We start from the raw sequence: 19,244 nt of genomic DNA on the forward strand, positions 1-19,244 counted from the left end.
TTAAGCCTAGGCTTTTATATAAATTATCTAATGATAGGCCTTCTTATGCAAATTTATCTTGCCAATCCACGTGGATTTTGTGCTGGTGTGGATCGCGCGATTGCGATTGTCAACGAAGCACTGTTACGTTTTGAGCCACCTATTTATGTCCGTCACGAAGTGGTACACAATAAATTCGTGGTCTCAGATCTTGCCAACCGCGGCGCTGTTTTTGTCGAAGAGCTGCATGAAGTACCGGACGGCTCTATTGTTATCTTTTCCGCTCATGGGGTTTCAAAAGCCGTTGAAGATGAGGCAGAGCGCCGTGATTTGACGGTGTTTGATGCCACTTGTCCTTTGGTTACTAAAGTGCATATCGAAGTCGCTAAGTTTGCGCAGGATGGTATGGATGCGGTATTGATTGGACATGCGGGACATCCTGAAGTAGAAGGCACTATGGGACGCTTTAACCACCGTCATGGTGGACAGATTCATCTGGTCGAAAACGAGACCGATGTCGAAGCTTTGAGCGTACAAGATGCTGAGCGTTTGGCATTTGTGACCCAAACGACTTTATCGATGGATGATACCGCTCGCGTGATCGATGCGCTGAGAGAAAAATTCCCGCATATCCAAGGTCCGCGTAAAGACGATATCTGTTATGCCACCCAAAACCGTCAGGATGCGGTCAAAGATTTGGCCAGTCGCTGTGAGGTGGTTTTGGTGGTTGGCTCACCCAACTCATCAAACTCTAATCGTTTGCGGGAATTGGCAGAGCGCATGAATTGCTGTGCTTATTTGATTGATGATGCCACTGAAATGAATAAAAGCTGGTTTGATGGTATACAAAGTGTAGGCGTGACTGCTGGTGCTTCAGCGCCTGAAGTATTGATTCAAGAGGTGCTACAGCAGCTGCAAGAGTGGGGTGGCGATTTGCCAAGCGAGCTGTCAGGTATTGAGGAAAATGTTACCTTTAGCTTGCCAAAAGCCTTACGGATTCCAATGACGCAAGTTGGCAAGTAAAATAAGAGAGCTTTATATATAGCGTTAGATAGGTGACGTAAAATGAAAAATCAGAAAAAAAGATTTGTGTTGGCATAAGCCAGTCTTGATGAGATCAACAAGCAATTAAAGATCAATACATTTACGATTGTCATCCTGATAGGGATGCTGATGTTAAATGCAACCCAGTTTATGAGAGACTACAGTCTGTTATATGGCGCGCTTATTGCTGTTATGGTTTTTCTATTATTTATAATGGCCAAAAGCCGCACGCTGCTGACGGTGCAAAAACAAGCCCTCATGCGCTGAACAAGCCCTTATGCGATAAATAAAGAAGGCCTACTTTTATACATAATTCATATATAGTCGATTCAATTTAAAAAGAACACAGTACTGCTGGGATAAATTTTACGAAGCCTCTGGAGTGCTAAGCGCACAGCAAGCGAGAGAAATTTATCCCAGCATAGTGCTATTCTGAGCGTAACTCTTTTATACATAATTCATATATTTTAAAAAGCATTCGAGGACATTCATGTCAGCTTATTACACCTTTATAAAACGTGAGCAGCAAGCAGATGGTAGCAGTGTTGCTTATTATCAGCCAACCAAGCACGCACAAGGTGCTTGGAACGAGCATGAGCAACATATGGCGCCAGCCACTGGCTTGCTCACTGCTGAACTACAAAGTTTTGTACCACAAGAAAATATGCGTATTGCTCGTATCAGCTTGGATATTTTAGGACTGATACCGCTCGATGATTTTACTGTCACCACGCGATGTATTCGTCCGGGTAGAACCATTGAGCTTATCGAAGCGGTGATGAGCAGTCGTGGTCGCGATGCCATCATTGCGCGTGCATGGCGCCTTATTACTCAAGATACCAGTGTCATTGCAGGGCTTGAGGATCAAAAATCCATGCATAAGCCTGAAGCGTTACCCGTTTGGGATGGTATGAAAGGCTGGCCCGGCGGTTTTATTGAGACCGTACGTCTAGTCGCTGAACCTGACCGTCGTCCTGGTAAAGGTATGGTATGGATGACCAACGATATCGATATGGTAGAGGGTGTGCCTACCCATGATATGGTGCATTTATTGGGCATGGCGGATACCGCCAACGGGGTTGTACCAAGACTTGGACTGGGGTTGGCAAAATTGGAGTGGATGTTTCCGAATACTGATTTGCAAATTCATATGCACCGCGCGCCGCAAGGTCGCTGGCTTGGCATTGAAGCGGTGCAGCAGTACGGTACTGATGGAATAGGCGTTAGCAGTGCGATATTACATGATACGCAAGGACCTTTTGGTCGCAGTGAGCAAATTTTGACCATTCGTCCGATGCCGATCTAATGTAAAGATGTATTTAGTGGGTCTTGTCGGAAATTGCCCTATGAATGAAAACCATTTGGATGAGTCAAATAATATAGGTGGTTCTGAAAAACCAAACCAAAGCATGTAATTAATTAATTATACAAATCAATGGTAATCGGTTGTAATGATGTCTAACAAGGCAAGATTACTGGGTTTACAGATTACTATGAATAAAAATAGCCGTTTTTCAGAAACATTGACGACTATTCTGGAGCTCTTGATAGAAGCTTACTCAGAATAGACTCTATACTTTCATCCATTTGCCATTCAAAGGAACATAACCATGAGCGACAACAAGAGCGACAAAAACTGTCCTTATGCCCCGACCCGATTGACCATGAGTAATGGCGCACCAGTTGCTGACAATCAAAACAGTATGACCGCAGGTAAGCGTGGTCCATTATTGGCACAAGATATTTGGCTCAATGAAAAGCTCGCTAACTTTGCGCGAGAAGTGATTCCTGAGCGCCGCATGCATGCGAAAGGCTCTGGCGCATTTGGTACGTTTACCGTAACCAATGACATCACTAAATATACCCGTGCCAATATCTTCAATGAAATTGGTAAGCAAACCGAAATGTTCGCCCGCTTTAGTACCGTAGCAGGCGAGCGCGGCGCCGCTGATGCCGAGCGTGATATTCGCGGCTTTGCGCTAAAGTTTTATACTGAGGAAGGCAACTGGGATATGGTGGGAAATAATACCCCAGTATTCTTTTTACGTGACCCGCGTAAATTCCCAGATTTAAACAAAGCGGTCAAACGTGATCCGCGTACTAACATGCGCTCAGCAACCAATAACTGGGACTTTTGGACTTTGTTACCAGAAGCCTTGCATCAAGTTACCATCGTTATGAGTGATCGCGGTCTTCCAGCGTCATATAGAAATATGCATGGCTTTAGCTCGCATACCTATAGTTTTTGGAATACCGCCAATGAGCGTTTTTGGGTCAAATTTCATTTCCGCACGCAACAAGGTATCAAAAACTTAACCGATGCTGAAGCGGCAGATATCGTTGGGATGGATCGCGAAAGTCATCAAAAAGATTTGTACGATGCCATCGAAAGTGGCGATTTCCCGAAATGGAAAATGTATGTGCAAATCATGCCCGAAGCTGAGGCGGATACCGTTCCATATCATCCGTTTGACCTAACCAAAGTATGGCCAAAAGGTGATTATCCGCTGATCGAAGTTGGCGAGTTTGAATTGAATAAAAACTCTGATAACTACTTTGTCGATGTCGAACAAGCAGCATTTGCCCCAAGTAACTTAGTACCGGGTATCAGTGTATCACCTGATAAAATGCTACAAAATCGTTTAGTTAACTATGCCGATGCTCAGCGTTATCGTGTCGGAGTCAATCATCAGCAAATTCCAGTAAACAAGCCGCGCTGCCCTGTGATGAGCAATCATCGTGATGGTCAAGGTCGTGTCGATGATAACTATGGTAGCCGTCCGCATTATGAGCCAAACAGCTTTAGCCAGTGGCAAGAGCAGCCTGACTATGCTGAGCCACCATTAAAAATTGACGGCTATGCGGCGCATTATGATTTCCGTGAAGACGATAGCGATTATTTTAGCCAACCTAGAGCATTGTTTAATTTGATGAGTGCTGAGCAGCAGCAAGTGCTGTTTGATAATACCGCGAGCAACTTGTCTGGCGTACCTGATTTCATTCAGTATCGCCATATTCGTAACTGCAACTGGTGTGATGCTGCTTATGGTGCAGGCGTTGCCAAAGCATTAGGATTAAGTGTTGAGGATGCAATGGCAGCCCGTGAGACTGATCCTGCTCGTCACTTGCCTAGCTGCTTATAATGGATAAAATTTATACATAAGCAGTTAATCAGCTAAATATCATTACAATGACACTGCTTTAGGAAACTAGGGCGGTGTTTTTTACGAATCAAGTTTTTACGCTTGAAATTTTCTGCCGCGCCCCTATTAGTATAAACAGCTTAGCAGTATTCAAAGATTGACTTCTCTACTATGTACTTGAGCCAAGTTTATTTTGATTGCGGCTATTTTATAATAAATTTTTAGCATAAATTGAAGGAGTTTTTATGAGTGAACAAACCCCAGTTGATAACCCGACAGTCGATAGCATCAACTCTAATAAAAGCAGTCCAGAATTAAAAAAACATACCTTTGAAGCGGAAGTGGCGCAGCTGCTGCATTTAGTCACCCATTCGCTATATTCTAATGCTGATATTTTTGTCCGTGAGCTGGTTTCAAACGCCTCTGATGCCTGCGATAAATTGCGTTTTGAAGCGACCAATGACGACAGCCTGTATGAAGACGATGGCGAGCTACGTATTCGTATCGCCGTCGATGAAGACGCTAAAACCATTACCTTTACCGATAATGGTATTGGCATGAATGAAGCCGATGCGATTGAAAACTTAGGCACGATTGCCAAATCTGGCACCAAAGCATTTTTAGATAAATTGTCTGAATCACAAAAGCAAGAAGGTCAATTAATCGGGCAGTTCGGTGTTGGTTTTTACTCTGGCTTTATCGTTGCTGATACGATTAGCGTTGAATCGCGTAAAGCAGGCGATGCCGCGGACAAAGGCGTGCGCTGGGTATCTGATGGTACCGGTAGCTTTACCGTTGAGCCTATTACCAAAGAGACGCGCGGCACCGCTATCACCTTGCATTTAAAAGAACAATATTCTGAAGGCGAAGACAGCTATCTTGACCGTGGCAAAATCAAACAGTTAGTGAATAAATACTCTGACCATATCAGCCTGCCGATTCAGATGCGTAAAGAAGTCTGGCAAGAAGATGAGGTTGAAGAAGGAAGCGATACGCCTGCCAATGGTCAAATGGTCTTAACGGACGAATGGGAAACCATTAATAAAGCGAGTGCCTTATGGACACGCTCAAGCTCTGAGATTGAAGATGAAGAGTATGTCGATTTTTATAAAAATATCAGCTATGACATGGATGCGCCACTGACTTGGACGCATAACCGTGTCGAAGGTCGCGTACAGTATACGCAGCTATTGTATATTCCAAAAAAAGCGCCCGTCGATTTATATACTCGTGACCAGCAGCATGGGCTAAAGCTATATGTCAAACGTGTGTTTATTATGGACGAAGCTGAGCAACTACTGCCAATGTATCTGCGTTTCGTCAAAGGTGTGATTGATTCGGCAGACTTGCCATTGAACGTCAGCCGTGAGCTATTACAAGAATCACGTGATGTAAAATCTATCCGTGATGGTAATGCTCGTCGTATTTTGACGTTGCTGGCAAGCCTTGCCAATAGTGAAGATGCCGATAAGCAAGAAAAATTTGCGCAGTTCTACGCTGAATTTGGTGATGTCATCAAAGAAGGCGTTGGCGAAGACATGGGCAATCAAGAGCGTATTGCCAAATTACTTCGTTATGCGACCAGTACCCAAGATGGTGAAACCACCAGCTTTGAAGACTATAAAGCCCGTATGAAAGACGGTCAAAAAGCCATTTACTACTTAACGGCTGATAATCTAGTAGCAGCAAAAAATAGCCCGCAACTTGAGCTGTTTAAGAAAAAAGGTATCGAAGTTATCTTGATGACCAGCCGCGTTGATGAGTGGGCGATGAACTTCTTAACCTCATTTGATGAGACACCGCTACAAAACATCGCTAAAGGCGCGGTAGATTTGGGTGATTTGCAGGATGAAGCCGAAAAAGCTGAAGCTTCAAGGGCACAAGAAACTTTAAAGCCTGTCGTTGATAAGCTAAAAGCGGCATTAGGTGAGCGCGCCAAAGACGTCAAAGTATCGACGCGTCTAGTCGATAGTCCTGCTTGCTTGGTCGTGGGGGAAGGTGAGCTATCGCCGCAAATGATTCAAATGCTTAAGCAAATGGGTCAAGATGTACCAGAAAGCAAACCGACGTTAGAGGTCAACCCTGATCATCCACTCATTAAAAAGCTTGAGAGTAGCGATCAGTCTGCCGAAGATTTTGACAAACTTGCACAAGTCATTTTTGACCAAGCATTGTTAGCTGATGGCGGTCAGTTAGATGATCCAGCGGCTTATCTGAAACGCGTCAACGAATTGTTATTGAGATAATCGGTCGCATTTGTTAAAAAAAGAGGTCTTGTACGCAAGGCCTTTTTTTATAGGGATGGTTCGGTCAGATTTTACAATTCAGCCTTATGCTCTTGACCGACAATCCGTTACAATCGCGATAGATTAGCGAGCTAAACTATCAAGTTATACTTTTTGCTCGTTAAAACCATTTTTTCGTCTATTTACTCTAAAATACAATTCGATCTGCCCTACTAATAATGTATATCTTTATTATAATAAACGGCACTGATTTCAATATATTTAGTATGAATTTACGTTATTTCTCTCGACTGGCTAGAGGTCTAAGTCTTTGTCACTTGCGTCGTTAAAAACCGTCTCGCTTCAGCGTTTTTCGCTCAATTTCGCTGCCAATATTATTGCAACTTTGTGGATGTTAGTAGGGTCAACACGGGCATTCTCTTGGGTTAAACCTACCTTTGTTCAGTTCGCTGTCTTTGCGTTATTGGCTCTGGGTAGCAACGTCCTATTTTCTTGGCTCGCCGCCCCAGACGGCAGTATCTTTAATGAGCAAGGATTGGTCAGCTATCTCATATGGCCGATGATTATTTTGCTTGGCGGTATCATTCTAGCGCGCCGAGCAGGTAATCAAGCGCTGGTTTTTGTGCCGGTAGTGCTGTGGTTGGTTGCTGATACTTTGTCCGCTCTATTGCAAAGCTTAGTACAGTTTTTGGGTAGTTATAGCTGGTTGCCCGATTGGAGTTATTCGTTTTTACCAACGCTATTTTTGGTGCTGTTTTTATGGCAGACCTTGGCATTGTTATGGATATTTTCTCGTCGCCTGCGTATACCCTGGTGGGAGCGTATCATCGTCCTCATCGGTGCCGTTGCACTATTGACGATTTGGCAGCGTAACGTCGCTGACCAGCCCATATTTAAGCAGATACCGGTAGAGCCAGTATTAGAAGAGGCCGCCTTATATGAGCAGCCGCGTTTACTACAAGAGGCGCTTGCTCGTATAGACCCTAGTATAGCGGGCAAAAGTGATTGGTACTTTATGGGTGTGGCGGGATTTTCTGACCAAAACGTCTTTCGCTCTGAGATTAATAAAGTACGTGAGCTGTTTGATGTGCGTTTTGGTACCAGCGGGCATTCATTGGCACTGATTAATAATAACTATACTTGGCTAGATGAGCCGATTGCTACCAAAACCAGTATCTTACGCGGCTTAAAAAGAATTGGTCAGCAGATGAATGCTGATGAAGACGTGCTGTTTATGACGCTATCATCGCATGGCGATCAGGACTTTATCCATTTATCTAACCCGCCACTTGCGATGGATAATTTGGATGCGACATGGCTGCGAGAGGCTTTGGACGCGTCAGGCATTCGCTGGCGTGTTATCGTGGTATCGGCGTGTTATTCAGGCTCGTTTATTGATGAATTGGCGTCGCCGACGACGGTGGTGATTACCGCTTCGGCAACGGACAAGATGTCGTTTGGCTGTACCAATAGCGCTGAGATGACCTATTTTGGTCAAGCATTTTTTGCGGAAAGCTTGCGGGGAAATACCAGTTTTTCTGGCGCCTTTAAAGACGCTGCTTATCGAGTAAAAGAGCGTGAGCTCTCTATGGGTTTTGAGCCATCAGAGCCGCAAATGGTGATTGGTAGTTTGATGGAAACGGCGTTGCCAGCATTTGAGCAAGTGTTATTTGATAAAACACGACTGCCACAGGCTAGCATCTTTGAGAATTCTAATGCGACCACCGTTATCAATATTTCACCGGATACGGGCGCCGATACAGCTGTAAATGCTAACAACACTAAAAATTGAGTACTGAACACTGTTTAAAAGTTTGTTAATGTGCCGCTCTTTTAAATAGGGAATTCTTATAAATCATTGTTATTCTACCTTGGATAAAAAGGATAATGCTCATGAATAATTCTTATAATCACAGTCTTTCAGCCAATACACAGCTCACACAAAAAAGTGTCAATCGCTGTTTTGATGGTGAGCAGCATTATTATAGCCATCAATCAACGTCTACCAAGACGCCAATGACCTTTAGTATTTATCTGCCTGATGAAGCACTAGCAGGGCAGCGTTGTCCGGCGATTTTATATTTATCAGGTCTCACCTGTAATGCAGATAATGTTACGCACAAAGCGCATTTTCAACAAAAATGTAGTGAGCTTGGTATGATATTTATCGCACCGGATACCTCTCCTAGAAGTAGTGACGGCAGTGATAGCGTTGACAGCAATGACGTAGCAAACGATGAGCGTTATTTTGTCGGTCAAGGTGCAAGCTATTATGTCGATGCGACTCAGGCTCCTTGGTCTGAGCACTTTAATATGCAAAGCTATATCGTTGATGAGCTATATGATTTATTACGCTCAGAGTTTCCGATTAATAGTATCGGTATCACAGGTCATTCGATGGGCGGTCACGGTGCTTTGCTATTGGGCTTTAAATTCCCAGGCAAGTTTGTGAGTGTGTCAGCTTTATCGCCTGTGTGCGCCGCTAGTGAGTCGGCATGGGGTCAAGCAGCTTATACAGAGTATTTCGGTGATGACAAGAGCTTGTGGGCGCAAGCAGACGCATCGCAAGTCATTGAAGAGGTCGGTCAGCAGTACTCAAGCATCTTGGTTGATCAAGGCGCGGCTGATGAGTTTTTAGCCGATGGTCAGTTGCAAACGTCAAAATTACAACAGGCGTGTACAAGTGCCAAGCAGCCATTAACATTGCGCTATCAAGCGGGTCACGATCATAGCTATTATTTCATCCAGACAGTAATCAATGAGCATATTGAACATCACTGGCGTATGGCACAGCTTAGCTAAAATTCGGTCTCATATGGTTTATTCGTTATAGCGTTTCAAGTTTAAAAGGTTAGATCTATGACAAGTTATCAAGATTTAAGTACCGTTACTGCCGATACCCAGTCAGCAGATGTTAGTTCTGTTGCTGCTAAATCTACGCTTGCTACCATGCAAGCGGATATGGATGCCGCTTTAAAAAATAAACAGCGAGACCATACCAGTACCAATTTAAACAATCCTCAAAATCATGCAGTAAAATCAAGCTCAGCTATCGCAGTTATCGCCGCTTCCATCAATGATATGACTACTCACGCCCTCGATGAGTCACAAATGTCGCGTGTGATAGAGATGGCGTGGGAGGATAGAACACCGTTTGAGGCGATAGAGCATAGCTATGGTCTCAATGAGTCTGGCGTCATTACACTGATGCGTCAGGTGCTAAAACCATCCTCGTTTCGCTTATGGCGTCAACGTGTGAGCAATCGCGCTACCAAGCATGAAGCGATACGAGGTTTTGCGGTAGGTCGTGCTTATTGCAAAACCCAATATAAACCGTGCTAGTTGGCGGCATATAGTTGATCCACTTTTAAAAGAGTACAGCACCGCTGGGGTTAATGATTCGCAGCCTCTGTCGGCTAGCTACAGCAAGCAAGAAAAATTAACCCAAGCAGTGCTTTATAAGGTTTGTATTTCTTGTATTTAGGACTGACTATATATCTGTATCTGCTGAGCGCAGCTATAATATCGATACTCAGTGCCCATCATAAATCTCGATTATCCGTTATAATAGACATACGTATTATTCGTGCTATGTCTACATTTATATATTAAATCCTTGGTCAAATCCCAATTAGGTAGCTCAATTATGATCAGTCCCTCTAAGCCGTATCTAATCGCCCCTTCTATATTATCTGCTGACTTTGCCAAATTAGGCGAAGAGGTAGAACGTGTATTGGCGTCTGGTGCTGATGTCATCCATTTTGATGTGATGGACAATCATTATGTACCCAATTTGACGTTTGGTAGCATGATTTGTAAGGCGCTACGTGATTATGGGATTGAGGCACCAATCGATGTGCATCTGATGGTCAGCCCTGTTGATAGTATGATTGAACAATTTTTGGAGGCCGGTGCCAGTATTATCACCTTTCATCCAGAAGCAAGCTCGCACATCGATCGCTCTTTGCAGCTGATTAAAGATGGCGATGCTGAGTGTGGTTTGGTCTTGAATCCAGCGACCCCATTACATTATTTAGACTATGTCATGGATAAAGTAGATCAGATCCTCCTGATGAGTGTCAATCCTGGCTACGGTGGTCAATCATTTATTGAAGGGACGCTAGAAAAAGTTCGTCAAGTACGTCAACGTATCATTACCAGTGGTCGTGATATTAGATTAGAGGTCGATGGTGGTATTAAAGCCAGTAATATCCGCGCCATTGCCGAAGCAGGCGCTGATATGTTTGTCGCCGGTTCAGCGATATTTAATCAAGAAGATTATAAATCGGCAATCGATGCCATGCGTGCAGAGCTTGCCTTGGCAAATGGGGAGTAACGCCCCATATAGTAAGCTATATGCTATTAAAGCTGCATACTATTAAAGCTACCTATTATTTATAGCCGCTATATGACTAATTATATTAAGCGACACATCATCTAAAGGTAAAACATGAATACGCAAAACGAAAAACATCGAGCTGAAACCCAGCAAGACTCGCAATCACGTAGCTTAGTACCTAAAGGTATTACCATTGGCTTAGCCGTGTTTGCCCTTGTTTTAAGCTTGGCAGGTTATGGCTTTCGCTTGATGGTTGGTGAAGATGTCGGTGAGGTATTACGCCACGCGGCAGTGATCGTACCTGCATTTATGCTAGGTGTTCCTTTCTTATTTTGGCTCGGTTCACGCCTACTGAATAAGGTTAAAGGTATGCATATAGAGAGCTGGAATGCCATCAGCTTGGGGTATTTAACCTCTTGTATCTCGATGCTCTGGTTAATGGGTACTTACAGTTAAATTTTTATTAGCAGAGATAAAGCTCATTAATAAATAGTGCACTGAAATATTTACTATAATCTGTTTTTTGACACACTTTTTCACCGTTAAGTCATGCTCTATAAGCGTGACTGGAATTTTACATGAGAATCATACCGACCAGTATTGCCAATATCATTTATCCAAAAGAGTTACCAAATGGTTTATTTACCAGCTTAATTATTGCTTGTCTACTGCTAGGACTGTCTTCGCTTCGGCATGGTACGGATTGGCAAGGCTGGCTGCACGTCTTTGAAAACTGGCTGCTGATGTTATTGATACTACCAACCGCGACCGCGACAGTGGCATTACCGTTCAAATATCGCGATCCGACATTAGAGTTAAAGCTCATGTATTATCTGGGTATGTTTGTTGCTTTCTTATTTACCTTGGCAAAACTGCGCTACTGGCGTTAACGAATGGCAGTTTTCTATAAAGTCAAGACCATCGAACCTAAGTTGTGCAAAAGACTTATATAACAACCCTTGAATTATAGCGCCAAAGCGTCCATTGTATAAATAAGATAGTTTTGCCCGCATGACTGTAAGACAGTAGCTTTAGTAAGTGGAATCAGCGCGTTTTTTACAGGTATAAATCGGGATAATAAGGATACAATGAATGCCATACGATATCGATAATGAGATTGAAGTAGATAATGACAGTACCGATCAGTTTGCAGGGTTTGCCAAAGAGACGACCCTTGAACTGGTAGAAGCAGACGATGGCAAATTGCTCTTACGTGACGCTGAACAAGATGATGCGCCGCTGATGACCATTGATTTTTCTGATAAGTTAAAAGAGATACTCGGCAGTGATACCCAAGCGATTGGTCAGCATATGATTCATGCGGCAATCCAAGTCATTATGCAAAAGCAGATGAGCCAATGGCATGCGCATGTCTATGATAAAGAGCCGACGCATTATAGTTAATGATGTATAAATCAATAGCAAATAGATAAATAGTAGGCAGTCTAAATAACGACAATAAAAAAGGGTTTATCAATTGATAAACCCTTTTTTATGTTCAAACAAAACCATTGATAAAAATGGGGATTATTTGATTTTTGCTTCTTTAAAGATCACATGCTGGCGTACTTTTGGATCAAATTTTTTGATTTCCATTTTGCCAGGCATAGTGCGCTTGTTTTTGGTAGTGGTGTAGTAATACCCAGTACCAGCGGTTGATACTAATTTAATTTTGTCTCTCATAATAGCTTTCCTGTAAATGAGCGGTCTTCAATCGATAGGTATGGGTCTAAAGTAGTAAGTTGCTGTAGATAATAGCCAGTCATAGATATATGAGCGAGTAAATCTTTTGCACAACGGCAGCCTAAATAGCGACAATCATCGATAGATTAGGCTGCCAATGTTGACTTAAACTTTTTGACCTTGTGCGCGTAGATCTACTAGCACTTTATCGATACCCAGTTTGTCAATGATGCGCATACCTTTGGTAGACACACGTAGACGTACAAAACGATTTTCCGACTCTACCCAAAAACGATGGTGATGAAGGTTTGGTAGAAAGCGACGACGGGTTTTGTTGTTTGCGTGCGAAACATTATTACCCACCATAGGGCGCTTTCCAGTCACTTGGCAAACTCTAGACATGGCGAACTCCTAATCTATGAGGTATGAGGTTTTCTCATACCAGTCTGGGCAAGTTGCACGTATTTGCGGCATGGACACAGCAAGCGGCAGCTTTGCACCAAACAAAACTATATGAATGTTGAGCTGATTTACTGTCATTAAAGGCAAATAACAGGCAAACCAATTCAGAAAATTTTAAAGCCGACATTTATACCATAAAAGTAATGAATACTCAAATATTTTTGTGATAGTTGTTGGTTCAAAGGGTGGTTATTATACCCTGAATTGAGCGCGCTATGTTATTGATTATTTAATAATAAGGATTCAATTTTTAGTTGTAAGTTATCACAAAAGTCAGTAAAGTCTCAGTTATATATTTAATACAATCTGTTAATACTATTGGCATTATTGTAAATGTATGTATCATTACCAATCTATTAGGATTCTATGTAATGATTTTGCTTATTTACTTACATAAATGATTGCCGCTGCGGAGTTCCAAACATGTCATACAGCTCATTACCATTCACTTCTAAGTTATTTCAACTCACTACTTTAACTGGCGCCTTGGCATTAGCAGGTTGTGGTGGTGGTGATGGCACAGACATAATTGCGCCTGCACCTGATTTGGGTGTTAAGCCAGATACTGGTGGTGGGAGTAATAATGGCGATGGTAATGGCGGAACACAGACTCCAGTCATTGAACCAGATTTTTTTATCCAAAAACTTAGCACAGCACCTACCATTATTGAGTTGTCAGATGAAGAAGCTATCTTTACAGTTACTGTCAAAGCTGCTGAAGTGGGCTCTGGTGGGGCAATGGTTGGTAAAGCAGTCAGCTTACAAGTAAAGAACTCTGAAACCAATGGTATTACGATCGAAGGTCAAAGTGTACAAACTACCGATAATGATGGTAATGCTGTTTATAAGCTTAAGTTAAATCCAAATGCAGTTACTGATAAGGCTGCCCTGATTGAAAGTGGCTTTACATTAGTAGCAAGTGCTAAGAAAGCTGATGGTACTGCTATCGCACCGCAAGAACTAAAAGTTTCAGTAAATAGAAAAGGCAGCGGTGATGGCACGCAGGTAATAGTGAGCAAGCTTAGTGTGAAGACTAACATCAAGACGAGCTCTGTCTCTAATGGTATTTTAAATCCTTTTGGTGATACAGGCTCATTTAGTGTTGAAGTCCAAGATGAAAAAGGTACTTTGACTCCTGATGTAACAGTAGGTTTAGGGATTATACCTTTAGAAGGCGTATCTATTAGTCCTTCTAATCAAGTAACTGATAGTAAAGGTATTGTAAATTTCAATATCAAAATAGATGAGAATCTATCAGAAACTGCACGCGAAAACCTATTAAAAGGTATTACTTATACTCTTAATATTCGAGAAAAGAGTGGGGCAAGCAAAAGCGTAACTAATAGTTTAAAAGTGGGATTGCCTGTTTCTGACTATAATTTAAAGGTTACAGGAAATTCAAATAAACTTAGCGCTTATGGTGATACACAAAGTCTTACGATCACGGCTGCTGCTATTAGTGCAGCTGTTCCTACCAAAATTGAAGGCGCTAAAGTCGCTTTTAAACTGAATAATGCTCCTACGGGCGTAAGCTTAGAAAGTAATCAGTTGACTCTAGATGGTAAAGGTCAAGCAGTTGTTACTTTGTCTCTAGCACCTGGATTAAGTGACGTTGTGCGAAAGGAGCTTGCAGAAAACGGCATTAGCTATACTGCTACTCTGTCAGAACCTAATCGTTCTGTGACAGCCAGAACGTTTGAAAGCTCAGTTGAAATACCGCTCGCACAGAATATTGTTAGTTTCGAAGGAAGTGATAAGAAACAAATATCAAGCTCTGGTGGTAGTGCAGTTATTAGCTTTAGGGTAAATAACCAAAATGGTGGAGCAGTAGCCAATCAATTAGTTTCAGCGACGCTACCAACTGCTTTGACAAGTAAAGGCTTACTAACTATTGATGGTAGTACTGAACAGACTACTAATGACAAAGGTATTGTAAGCTACGTAGTACGTGTGCCTGCAGGACTAAGTGAAGCACAGAAAGCAGCATTAGAACAGGCTAGTAATTTTGTATTAGCTGTTAACGCTGTTGAAGCTTCTGGTGCTAGTAGTATGGCGAGTAGCAGTCCAATTGTTATTGGTTCAGAGATTGGTCAAAGTGATATTACGTTAACTGCCCAAAGCGTTCCTACTACTGTAAATATCTTAGAAAACCAATTTAAATTGCAAATTGCAGCCAAACGTAAAAATGGTAGTGCTGCAGATGGAAGAATCGTAAAACTAGTTCTTAATGAAGGTTCGAGTACAGGTGTTACTATTCAAGGCAATCAGCAAACTACTAACAGTAGTGGGATAGCAGAATTCAATATTAGTATTAGCCAAAGTCTAACCCAAGCCCAACGTGATCAACTTATCAAGACAGGCATTAGTTATACTGCTATCGTAACTGATCAAGATGGTACTCAGTCTAAAATTATTCAAACTATTCAGGTGGAACAACCGTTAAGCGCCATCCAATTTGCATCTATCGAAACACCAACTATTAGCGAGCTTGGTGGTAAAGGCACCGTTAGTGTCAAGCTATCGACCAAAGATAAGCAATTACCTGTTACAGGACAAGCAATTGCTATCCAGTTAGGTAAAGTGGCAATTGACTATGGCGTTACCATTAATGCAGTATCGGCAATAACTGATTTTAATGGTGAGACAACCTTTATAGTTAGTATTCCTAACACACTAACAGCGGAAGAGCGGGCAAAGCTTAAGCTTACTGGTATTAACTATCAGCTGTCATATGTCGAAAAAGGCATTACTTACTCTAAAATCGGCAAAGTTAATATTTCAACTCCTGAAGTTGACTTAAGTATTCTTAATGAAACTAATAACATTGACAATCAAGCTGGCTATATTCTTAACAATGTAGGTAGTAATGTTACGATACAAGCCCAGCTTAATAACCAGTCAACTGATGAGCAAATAGCCAGTCAGCCAGTTAAATTAGTATTTGAAAATAAGTCATTAGCTAGCTTATTGACTATTAATGATCAAATTGGCTCAGCAAATATTGTTGAAAATACAGATGCCAATGGTTTAGTCAACTTTAATGTTGTCGTCCCAAGCAATTTAACCGATGCGCAAAAAGAAGCGCTTAGCAAGGAAGTCTTAACTGCTACCTTGACCGAGACGCTAACAGGTAAGCAGCAGCAAGTTAAAATCAAAGTACAGTCTATGACTGCTGCAATCTCTTTGATTGCTAAACAGACAAACCCACTGAATCTAAATGGTGGAGAAACTCAAATTGAAGTTACTGTTGCAGACAAATCAGTAGAGCCAAAAGTTGTTGCAGGCCAAAAAGTATTCTTAGCGCTGCCAGCAGCTATCGCCAGCCAAGGCGTCACACTAGTATCAGGTAGTAGTCAAACTACTGATAATTCGGGTAAAGCTATTTTTACTGTCGCTGTGCCTAACAACTTGACTGATGCACAGAAAGCAGAAATTGCAAAAAATGCCAACAGCTTTTCTATTGGATTATCAGCAGCTGATGCTAATGGTAATATAGTAACCCAAGCCAGTTCAGTGACTACAGTGACCCCAGATCCAAGTGGTACTAAAGAAAGCCTTAGTATTGGCGCAAATAAAGTTGTCAATACCAAAGGTGATACATTTAAGGTATTCGTTCGTTTAGAGAATGAAGATGGCGCGGTTGCCAATCGTGAAGTAAGTTTGAATGTTGATGATCCTCTAAGAACAGGCGTTAGCGTTTCCAATGGTACTGCTAACACCAACAGTGATGGAGTAGCGACATTTAACCTAACACTTGAGTCTGGTGCTAATGTTAATCAAGCTATATTAGAAGCTGGTATTCGATTAACAGCCTCTACAACGACTGCTGAAAACGTTAAATTACAGCAAAACTACATCGTCGCAGTAGATGTCGCTACGATTGATAGTTATCAGCTAATAGCATCTTCTGATAAATCTACTTTAAATACTGGTGGTGATCAGACCAATGCGACTTTCCGTGTAACGGACAGTAATGGCGGTATCTTGGCAGGAGTGCCCGTACAGTTAAGTATCGAAGATTTAGAAGCCAGCGGTGCGGCTTTAACCACACCAAGCATGGTGACAACTGATGCTAATGGTCAGATAGATGTCGGTGTCATCTTAGCGGCCAGCTCTATCAATTCGCGTCTAAATCATAGCGTCGTTATAAATGCTAAAATCGTCACACCGCAATATGATGCAGATGGCAATGTCAGCATGCAAGTACGTGAAGAAAACTCTCTAAGCTTGTCAGCAATTGGTACGCAAATTACCCTTGCAGCTACAGAGACCAAGCTTAAAGATGGTGAGCTAACTACTATTAGCACTACTTTAGTAGATGGTGCAGGGCGTGCTATTGCCAATGCTGGTATGGAACTGGTGAATGAAGACGGCGATGTTATTGCTACAAATGCTACCGCGACTACTGATGCGGATGGACAAGCGAGCTTTAGTGTCCGTGAGAGTGCTTTATCATTCGATAGCAACGGAAACCTACGTGTATTTGCCCGTGCCTTGGGTGAGAATAAGGTAAATACTCAGCGAAGCTTAAACAGTATCGTTCTGGTCAAAGTCTCACAAGCAGGTATCAGCTTCATAGATATTAAAGACGTTTATGATGTCAATACAGCGCAGACTATCAATGTTCAGATACGTCGTGATACAGCTGCTCAAGCAGCAGAACTAATTGGTAAGCAAGTTGAAGTACAAACGACTATTGGTACGTTTTCTGATAGCAATGATGTTATCGTCACAAAACCCATTACCGCTGCTAATATAAATGGCAATATTGTTACGATACCTGTTACCTTAACATCGCAGCTTGCTGGTATTACCGCACTACAGGCGACTGTATTAGGTGAAACGTTACCAAATGGTGAGCCGCGCTATCGTGCGACAGTGGACGCACGTTTCCGTGCTACAACACCTGCTAAGATGCTATTTCAAGCAGTGAAATCAGTTATCACACCAGGTACGAGTACCGAAGTTGTTGCTACAGTCAAAGATAAAAACGATGTGCCAGTCGAAGGTCAAACGGTTGTATTTAGCCGTGCGGCAGACTCATCAGCAGGTCGCTTATCTGCAGCTACCGCCATAACAGACCGTAAAGGTGAAGCACGTGTGGTTTATACAGCCAATGCCAGCTCTCCTATCGGCGGTGTGAAAATCAATGCGCGTTTATTGGATGAGACATTTGGCAGGTTTGAAGCATCAACTAACATCACTGTCTCAAAAGAAGCGGTATATACTACTTTAGCATTTAGCAATGTAGTATCTTCTGATACTATTTATTATACGGTACGTGGTTCTATATCTGTCATGGATGGTTCAGGACGTGCAGTTGCTAACAAAGAAGTATCGATCAAGTCTTATGCTATTGAGTACGCGCAAGGTAAGGTTTGTCTGTTAGATAGTACAACAACTTATCAAGCAGCTAATGAAGTGGAGCGTAACGAAAAAGGTGATATTATTAAGGTTACGACGCCAGAGCCGCAAGTCTTTTCTGAGCGTACACCTAATTTCTTACAGTCAGGCTGGAAACCAACAGAGGATAGCAACTATAACTATACTTTAGATAAAGATAATGACCCTATCTTGAATGAAGATAAAAACAACAATAATCGCCTAGAAGCTATCAATCCTGTTGCGATTATCGGTGGTACATTATCTAATGATGGTTATACATTTGTCACTGATAATGAAGGTCGGGCTGACTTTGAGATTCGTTATCCACTGAGCTACTCAAATTGGGTAAAAGTACGTTTTGATGCATCAACCTTTGTAAATGGTAGTGAAAATACCCAAAGTATTAATTATCGATTACCGTCAGCAGAAAGCGATTTATCCATTACTGGCTCTAGTTTGATAACACCTTGGATAGATAATACTAGTCCATTTGGCGATGGTGGTGCGGTCTGTACGAATAGTATGAGCGTAACCATTAACGAAAATACGTCACGTACTAGAGTTTCTTTATCACCTTACTCACCAAATTATAGTGTATTCATTAATGGTGAGTCATCAAGCAATGCGCCAACTTCAGGCTTTAATTCCTATATCATAGATTTCAATAAAGCATTTGAATTGGGATCGACTATTGATGTAAGTAATAATGGATTTGGTTTTTCTAGAACGCTAAAAGTTAATTAAAAGCCTAGTAATTTCCTAATTATTATTATCTAAAACCCCCAACCCTCGAGTTGGGGGTTTTTGTATTTATAATCCCAATAACCAAAAACAACGTAAGCATCCGACCATCCCCTATTGCGGTGGCACCCAGCGATGAGGCAACAACTCATCCAGATCATCTTGAATAGGCAGGCGTCTTAGCACGTCTGTCAAATAGGCAGACACATCCAAGCCGTTTAA

Annotated in this window: 15 protein-coding genes; 12 read left to right on the top strand and 3 right to left on the bottom strand. The window is 42.1% G+C overall.

What is annotated here, in order from left to right:
- Positions 1-45: 45 nt before the first annotated feature.
- The 11 genes from ispH (at position 46) to JMW90_RS05640 (ending at position 12,155) form a co-directional block, all read left to right on the top strand.
- Positions 46-1,002 (top strand): 4-hydroxy-3-methylbut-2-enyl diphosphate reductase, encoded by a 957-nt coding sequence (gene ispH / locus JMW90_RS05590; protein WP_201562072.1) that lies wholly within the window; start codon positions 46-48, stop codon positions 1,000-1,002.
- A gap of 511 nt (positions 1,003-1,513) precedes the next feature.
- Entirely contained in the window at positions 1,514-2,329 is an 816-nt protein-coding gene (locus tag JMW90_RS05595; RefSeq protein WP_201562073.1) for a thioesterase family protein, read from the top strand.
- 304 nt (positions 2,330-2,633) lie between these two features.
- The gene (locus JMW90_RS05600; protein WP_227691871.1) at positions 2,634-4,166 is read left to right on the top strand and encodes a catalase; all 1,533 of its coding nucleotides are present in this window, start codon (positions 2,634-2,636) and stop codon (positions 4,164-4,166) included.
- 245 nt (positions 4,167-4,411) lie between these two features.
- Positions 4,412-6,412, top strand: coding sequence for a molecular chaperone HtpG (gene htpG, locus JMW90_RS05605; RefSeq protein ID WP_227691872.1), 2,001 nt, complete (start codon positions 4,412-4,414; stop codon positions 6,410-6,412).
- 310 nt (positions 6,413-6,722) lie between these two features.
- Positions 6,723-8,204, top strand: coding sequence for a C13 family peptidase (locus tag JMW90_RS05610; protein WP_201562074.1), 1,482 nt, complete (start codon positions 6,723-6,725; stop codon positions 8,202-8,204).
- Positions 8,205-8,305: 101 nt separating this feature from the next.
- Positions 8,306-9,214: an S-formylglutathione hydrolase gene (fghA, locus tag JMW90_RS05615; protein ID WP_201562075.1), complete on the top strand. Its 909-nt coding sequence runs from the start codon at positions 8,306-8,308 to the stop codon at positions 9,212-9,214.
- Positions 9,215-9,493: 279 nt separating this feature from the next.
- On the top strand, positions 9,494-9,754 hold the full coding sequence (locus JMW90_RS13980) for a TIGR03643 family protein (RefSeq protein WP_201562097.1): 261 nt from the start codon (positions 9,494-9,496) through the stop codon (positions 9,752-9,754).
- Between the two features lie 304 nt (positions 9,755-10,058).
- Positions 10,059-10,748 carry a ribulose-phosphate 3-epimerase gene (rpe, locus tag JMW90_RS05625; protein WP_201562076.1) on the top strand — a complete coding sequence of 230 codons (690 nt, stop codon included), beginning with the start codon at positions 10,059-10,061 and terminating at the stop codon, positions 10,746-10,748.
- Between the two features lie 114 nt (positions 10,749-10,862).
- On the top strand, positions 10,863-11,207 hold the full coding sequence (locus JMW90_RS05630; protein ID WP_201562077.1) for a hypothetical protein: 345 nt from the start codon (positions 10,863-10,865) through the stop codon (positions 11,205-11,207).
- Between the two features lie 122 nt (positions 11,208-11,329).
- Positions 11,330-11,641: a hypothetical protein gene (locus JMW90_RS05635; protein ID WP_201562078.1), complete on the top strand. Its 312-nt coding sequence runs from the start codon at positions 11,330-11,332 to the stop codon at positions 11,639-11,641.
- A gap of 202 nt (positions 11,642-11,843) precedes the next feature.
- Positions 11,844-12,155 carry a hypothetical protein gene (locus tag JMW90_RS05640; protein ID WP_011514309.1) on the top strand — a complete coding sequence of 104 codons (312 nt, stop codon included), beginning with the start codon at positions 11,844-11,846 and terminating at the stop codon, positions 12,153-12,155.
- A gap of 123 nt (positions 12,156-12,278) precedes the next feature.
- Here JMW90_RS05640 and rpmG read toward each other — a convergent pair whose 3' ends face one another.
- Both rpmG and rpmB read right to left on the bottom strand, forming a co-directional pair.
- Entirely contained in the window at positions 12,279-12,434 is a 156-nt protein-coding gene (gene rpmG, locus JMW90_RS05645) for a 50S ribosomal protein L33 (protein ID WP_010201403.1), read from the bottom strand.
- Positions 12,435-12,599: 165 nt separating this feature from the next.
- Entirely contained in the window at positions 12,600-12,836 is a 237-nt protein-coding gene (rpmB, locus tag JMW90_RS05650; protein ID WP_201562079.1) for a 50S ribosomal protein L28, read from the bottom strand.
- Between the two features lie 483 nt (positions 12,837-13,319).
- On the opposite strand from rpmB, the gene JMW90_RS05655 reads away from it, so the two are divergent.
- On the top strand, positions 13,320-19,025 hold the full coding sequence (locus JMW90_RS05655; protein WP_201562080.1) for an Ig-like domain-containing protein: 5,706 nt from the start codon (positions 13,320-13,322) through the stop codon (positions 19,023-19,025).
- Positions 19,026-19,136: 111 nt separating this feature from the next.
- On the opposite strand, the gene JMW90_RS05660 is transcribed toward JMW90_RS05655, so the two are convergent.
- A partial coding sequence (locus tag JMW90_RS05660; protein ID WP_201561682.1) for a transposase domain-containing protein occupies positions 19,137-19,244 on the bottom strand: 108 nt, incomplete at its 5' end.

The organism is Psychrobacter glacincola, from assembly GCF_904846215.1.
Lineage (GTDB): Bacteria > Pseudomonadota > Gammaproteobacteria > Pseudomonadales > Moraxellaceae > Psychrobacter > Psychrobacter glacincola.

What these genes read in the sequence shown, in the direction of transcription:
- ispH (WP_201562072.1), top strand. Translation starts at nt 46, where the DNA reads ATGCAAATTTATCTTGCCAATCCACGTGGATTTTGTGCTGGTGTGGAT.
- JMW90_RS05595 (WP_201562073.1), top strand. Translation starts at nt 1,514, where the DNA reads ATGTCAGCTTATTACACCTTTATAAAACGTGAGCAGCAAGCAGATGGT.
- JMW90_RS05600 (WP_227691871.1), top strand. Translation starts at nt 2,634, where the DNA reads ATGAGCGACAACAAGAGCGACAAAAACTGTCCTTATGCCCCGACCCGA.
- htpG (WP_227691872.1), top strand. Translation starts at nt 4,412, where the DNA reads ATGAGTGAACAAACCCCAGTTGATAACCCGACAGTCGATAGCATCAAC.
- fghA (WP_201562075.1), top strand. Translation starts at nt 8,306, where the DNA reads ATGAATAATTCTTATAATCACAGTCTTTCAGCCAATACACAGCTCACA.
- JMW90_RS13980 (WP_201562097.1), top strand. Translation starts at nt 9,494, where the DNA reads ATGACTACTCACGCCCTCGATGAGTCACAAATGTCGCGTGTGATAGAG.
- rpe (WP_201562076.1), top strand. Translation starts at nt 10,059, where the DNA reads ATGATCAGTCCCTCTAAGCCGTATCTAATCGCCCCTTCTATATTATCT.
- JMW90_RS05630 (WP_201562077.1), top strand. Translation starts at nt 10,863, where the DNA reads ATGAATACGCAAAACGAAAAACATCGAGCTGAAACCCAGCAAGACTCG.
- JMW90_RS05635 (WP_201562078.1), top strand. Translation starts at nt 11,330, where the DNA reads ATGAGAATCATACCGACCAGTATTGCCAATATCATTTATCCAAAAGAG.
- JMW90_RS05640 (WP_011514309.1), top strand. Translation starts at nt 11,844, where the DNA reads ATGCCATACGATATCGATAATGAGATTGAAGTAGATAATGACAGTACC.
- rpmG (WP_010201403.1), bottom strand. Translation starts at nt 12,434, where the DNA reads ATGAGAGACAAAATTAAATTAGTATCAACCGCTGGTACTGGGTATTAC.
- rpmB (WP_201562079.1), bottom strand. Translation starts at nt 12,836, where the DNA reads ATGTCTAGAGTTTGCCAAGTGACTGGAAAGCGCCCTATGGTGGGTAAT.
- JMW90_RS05655 (WP_201562080.1), top strand. Translation starts at nt 13,320, where the DNA reads ATGTCATACAGCTCATTACCATTCACTTCTAAGTTATTTCAACTCACT.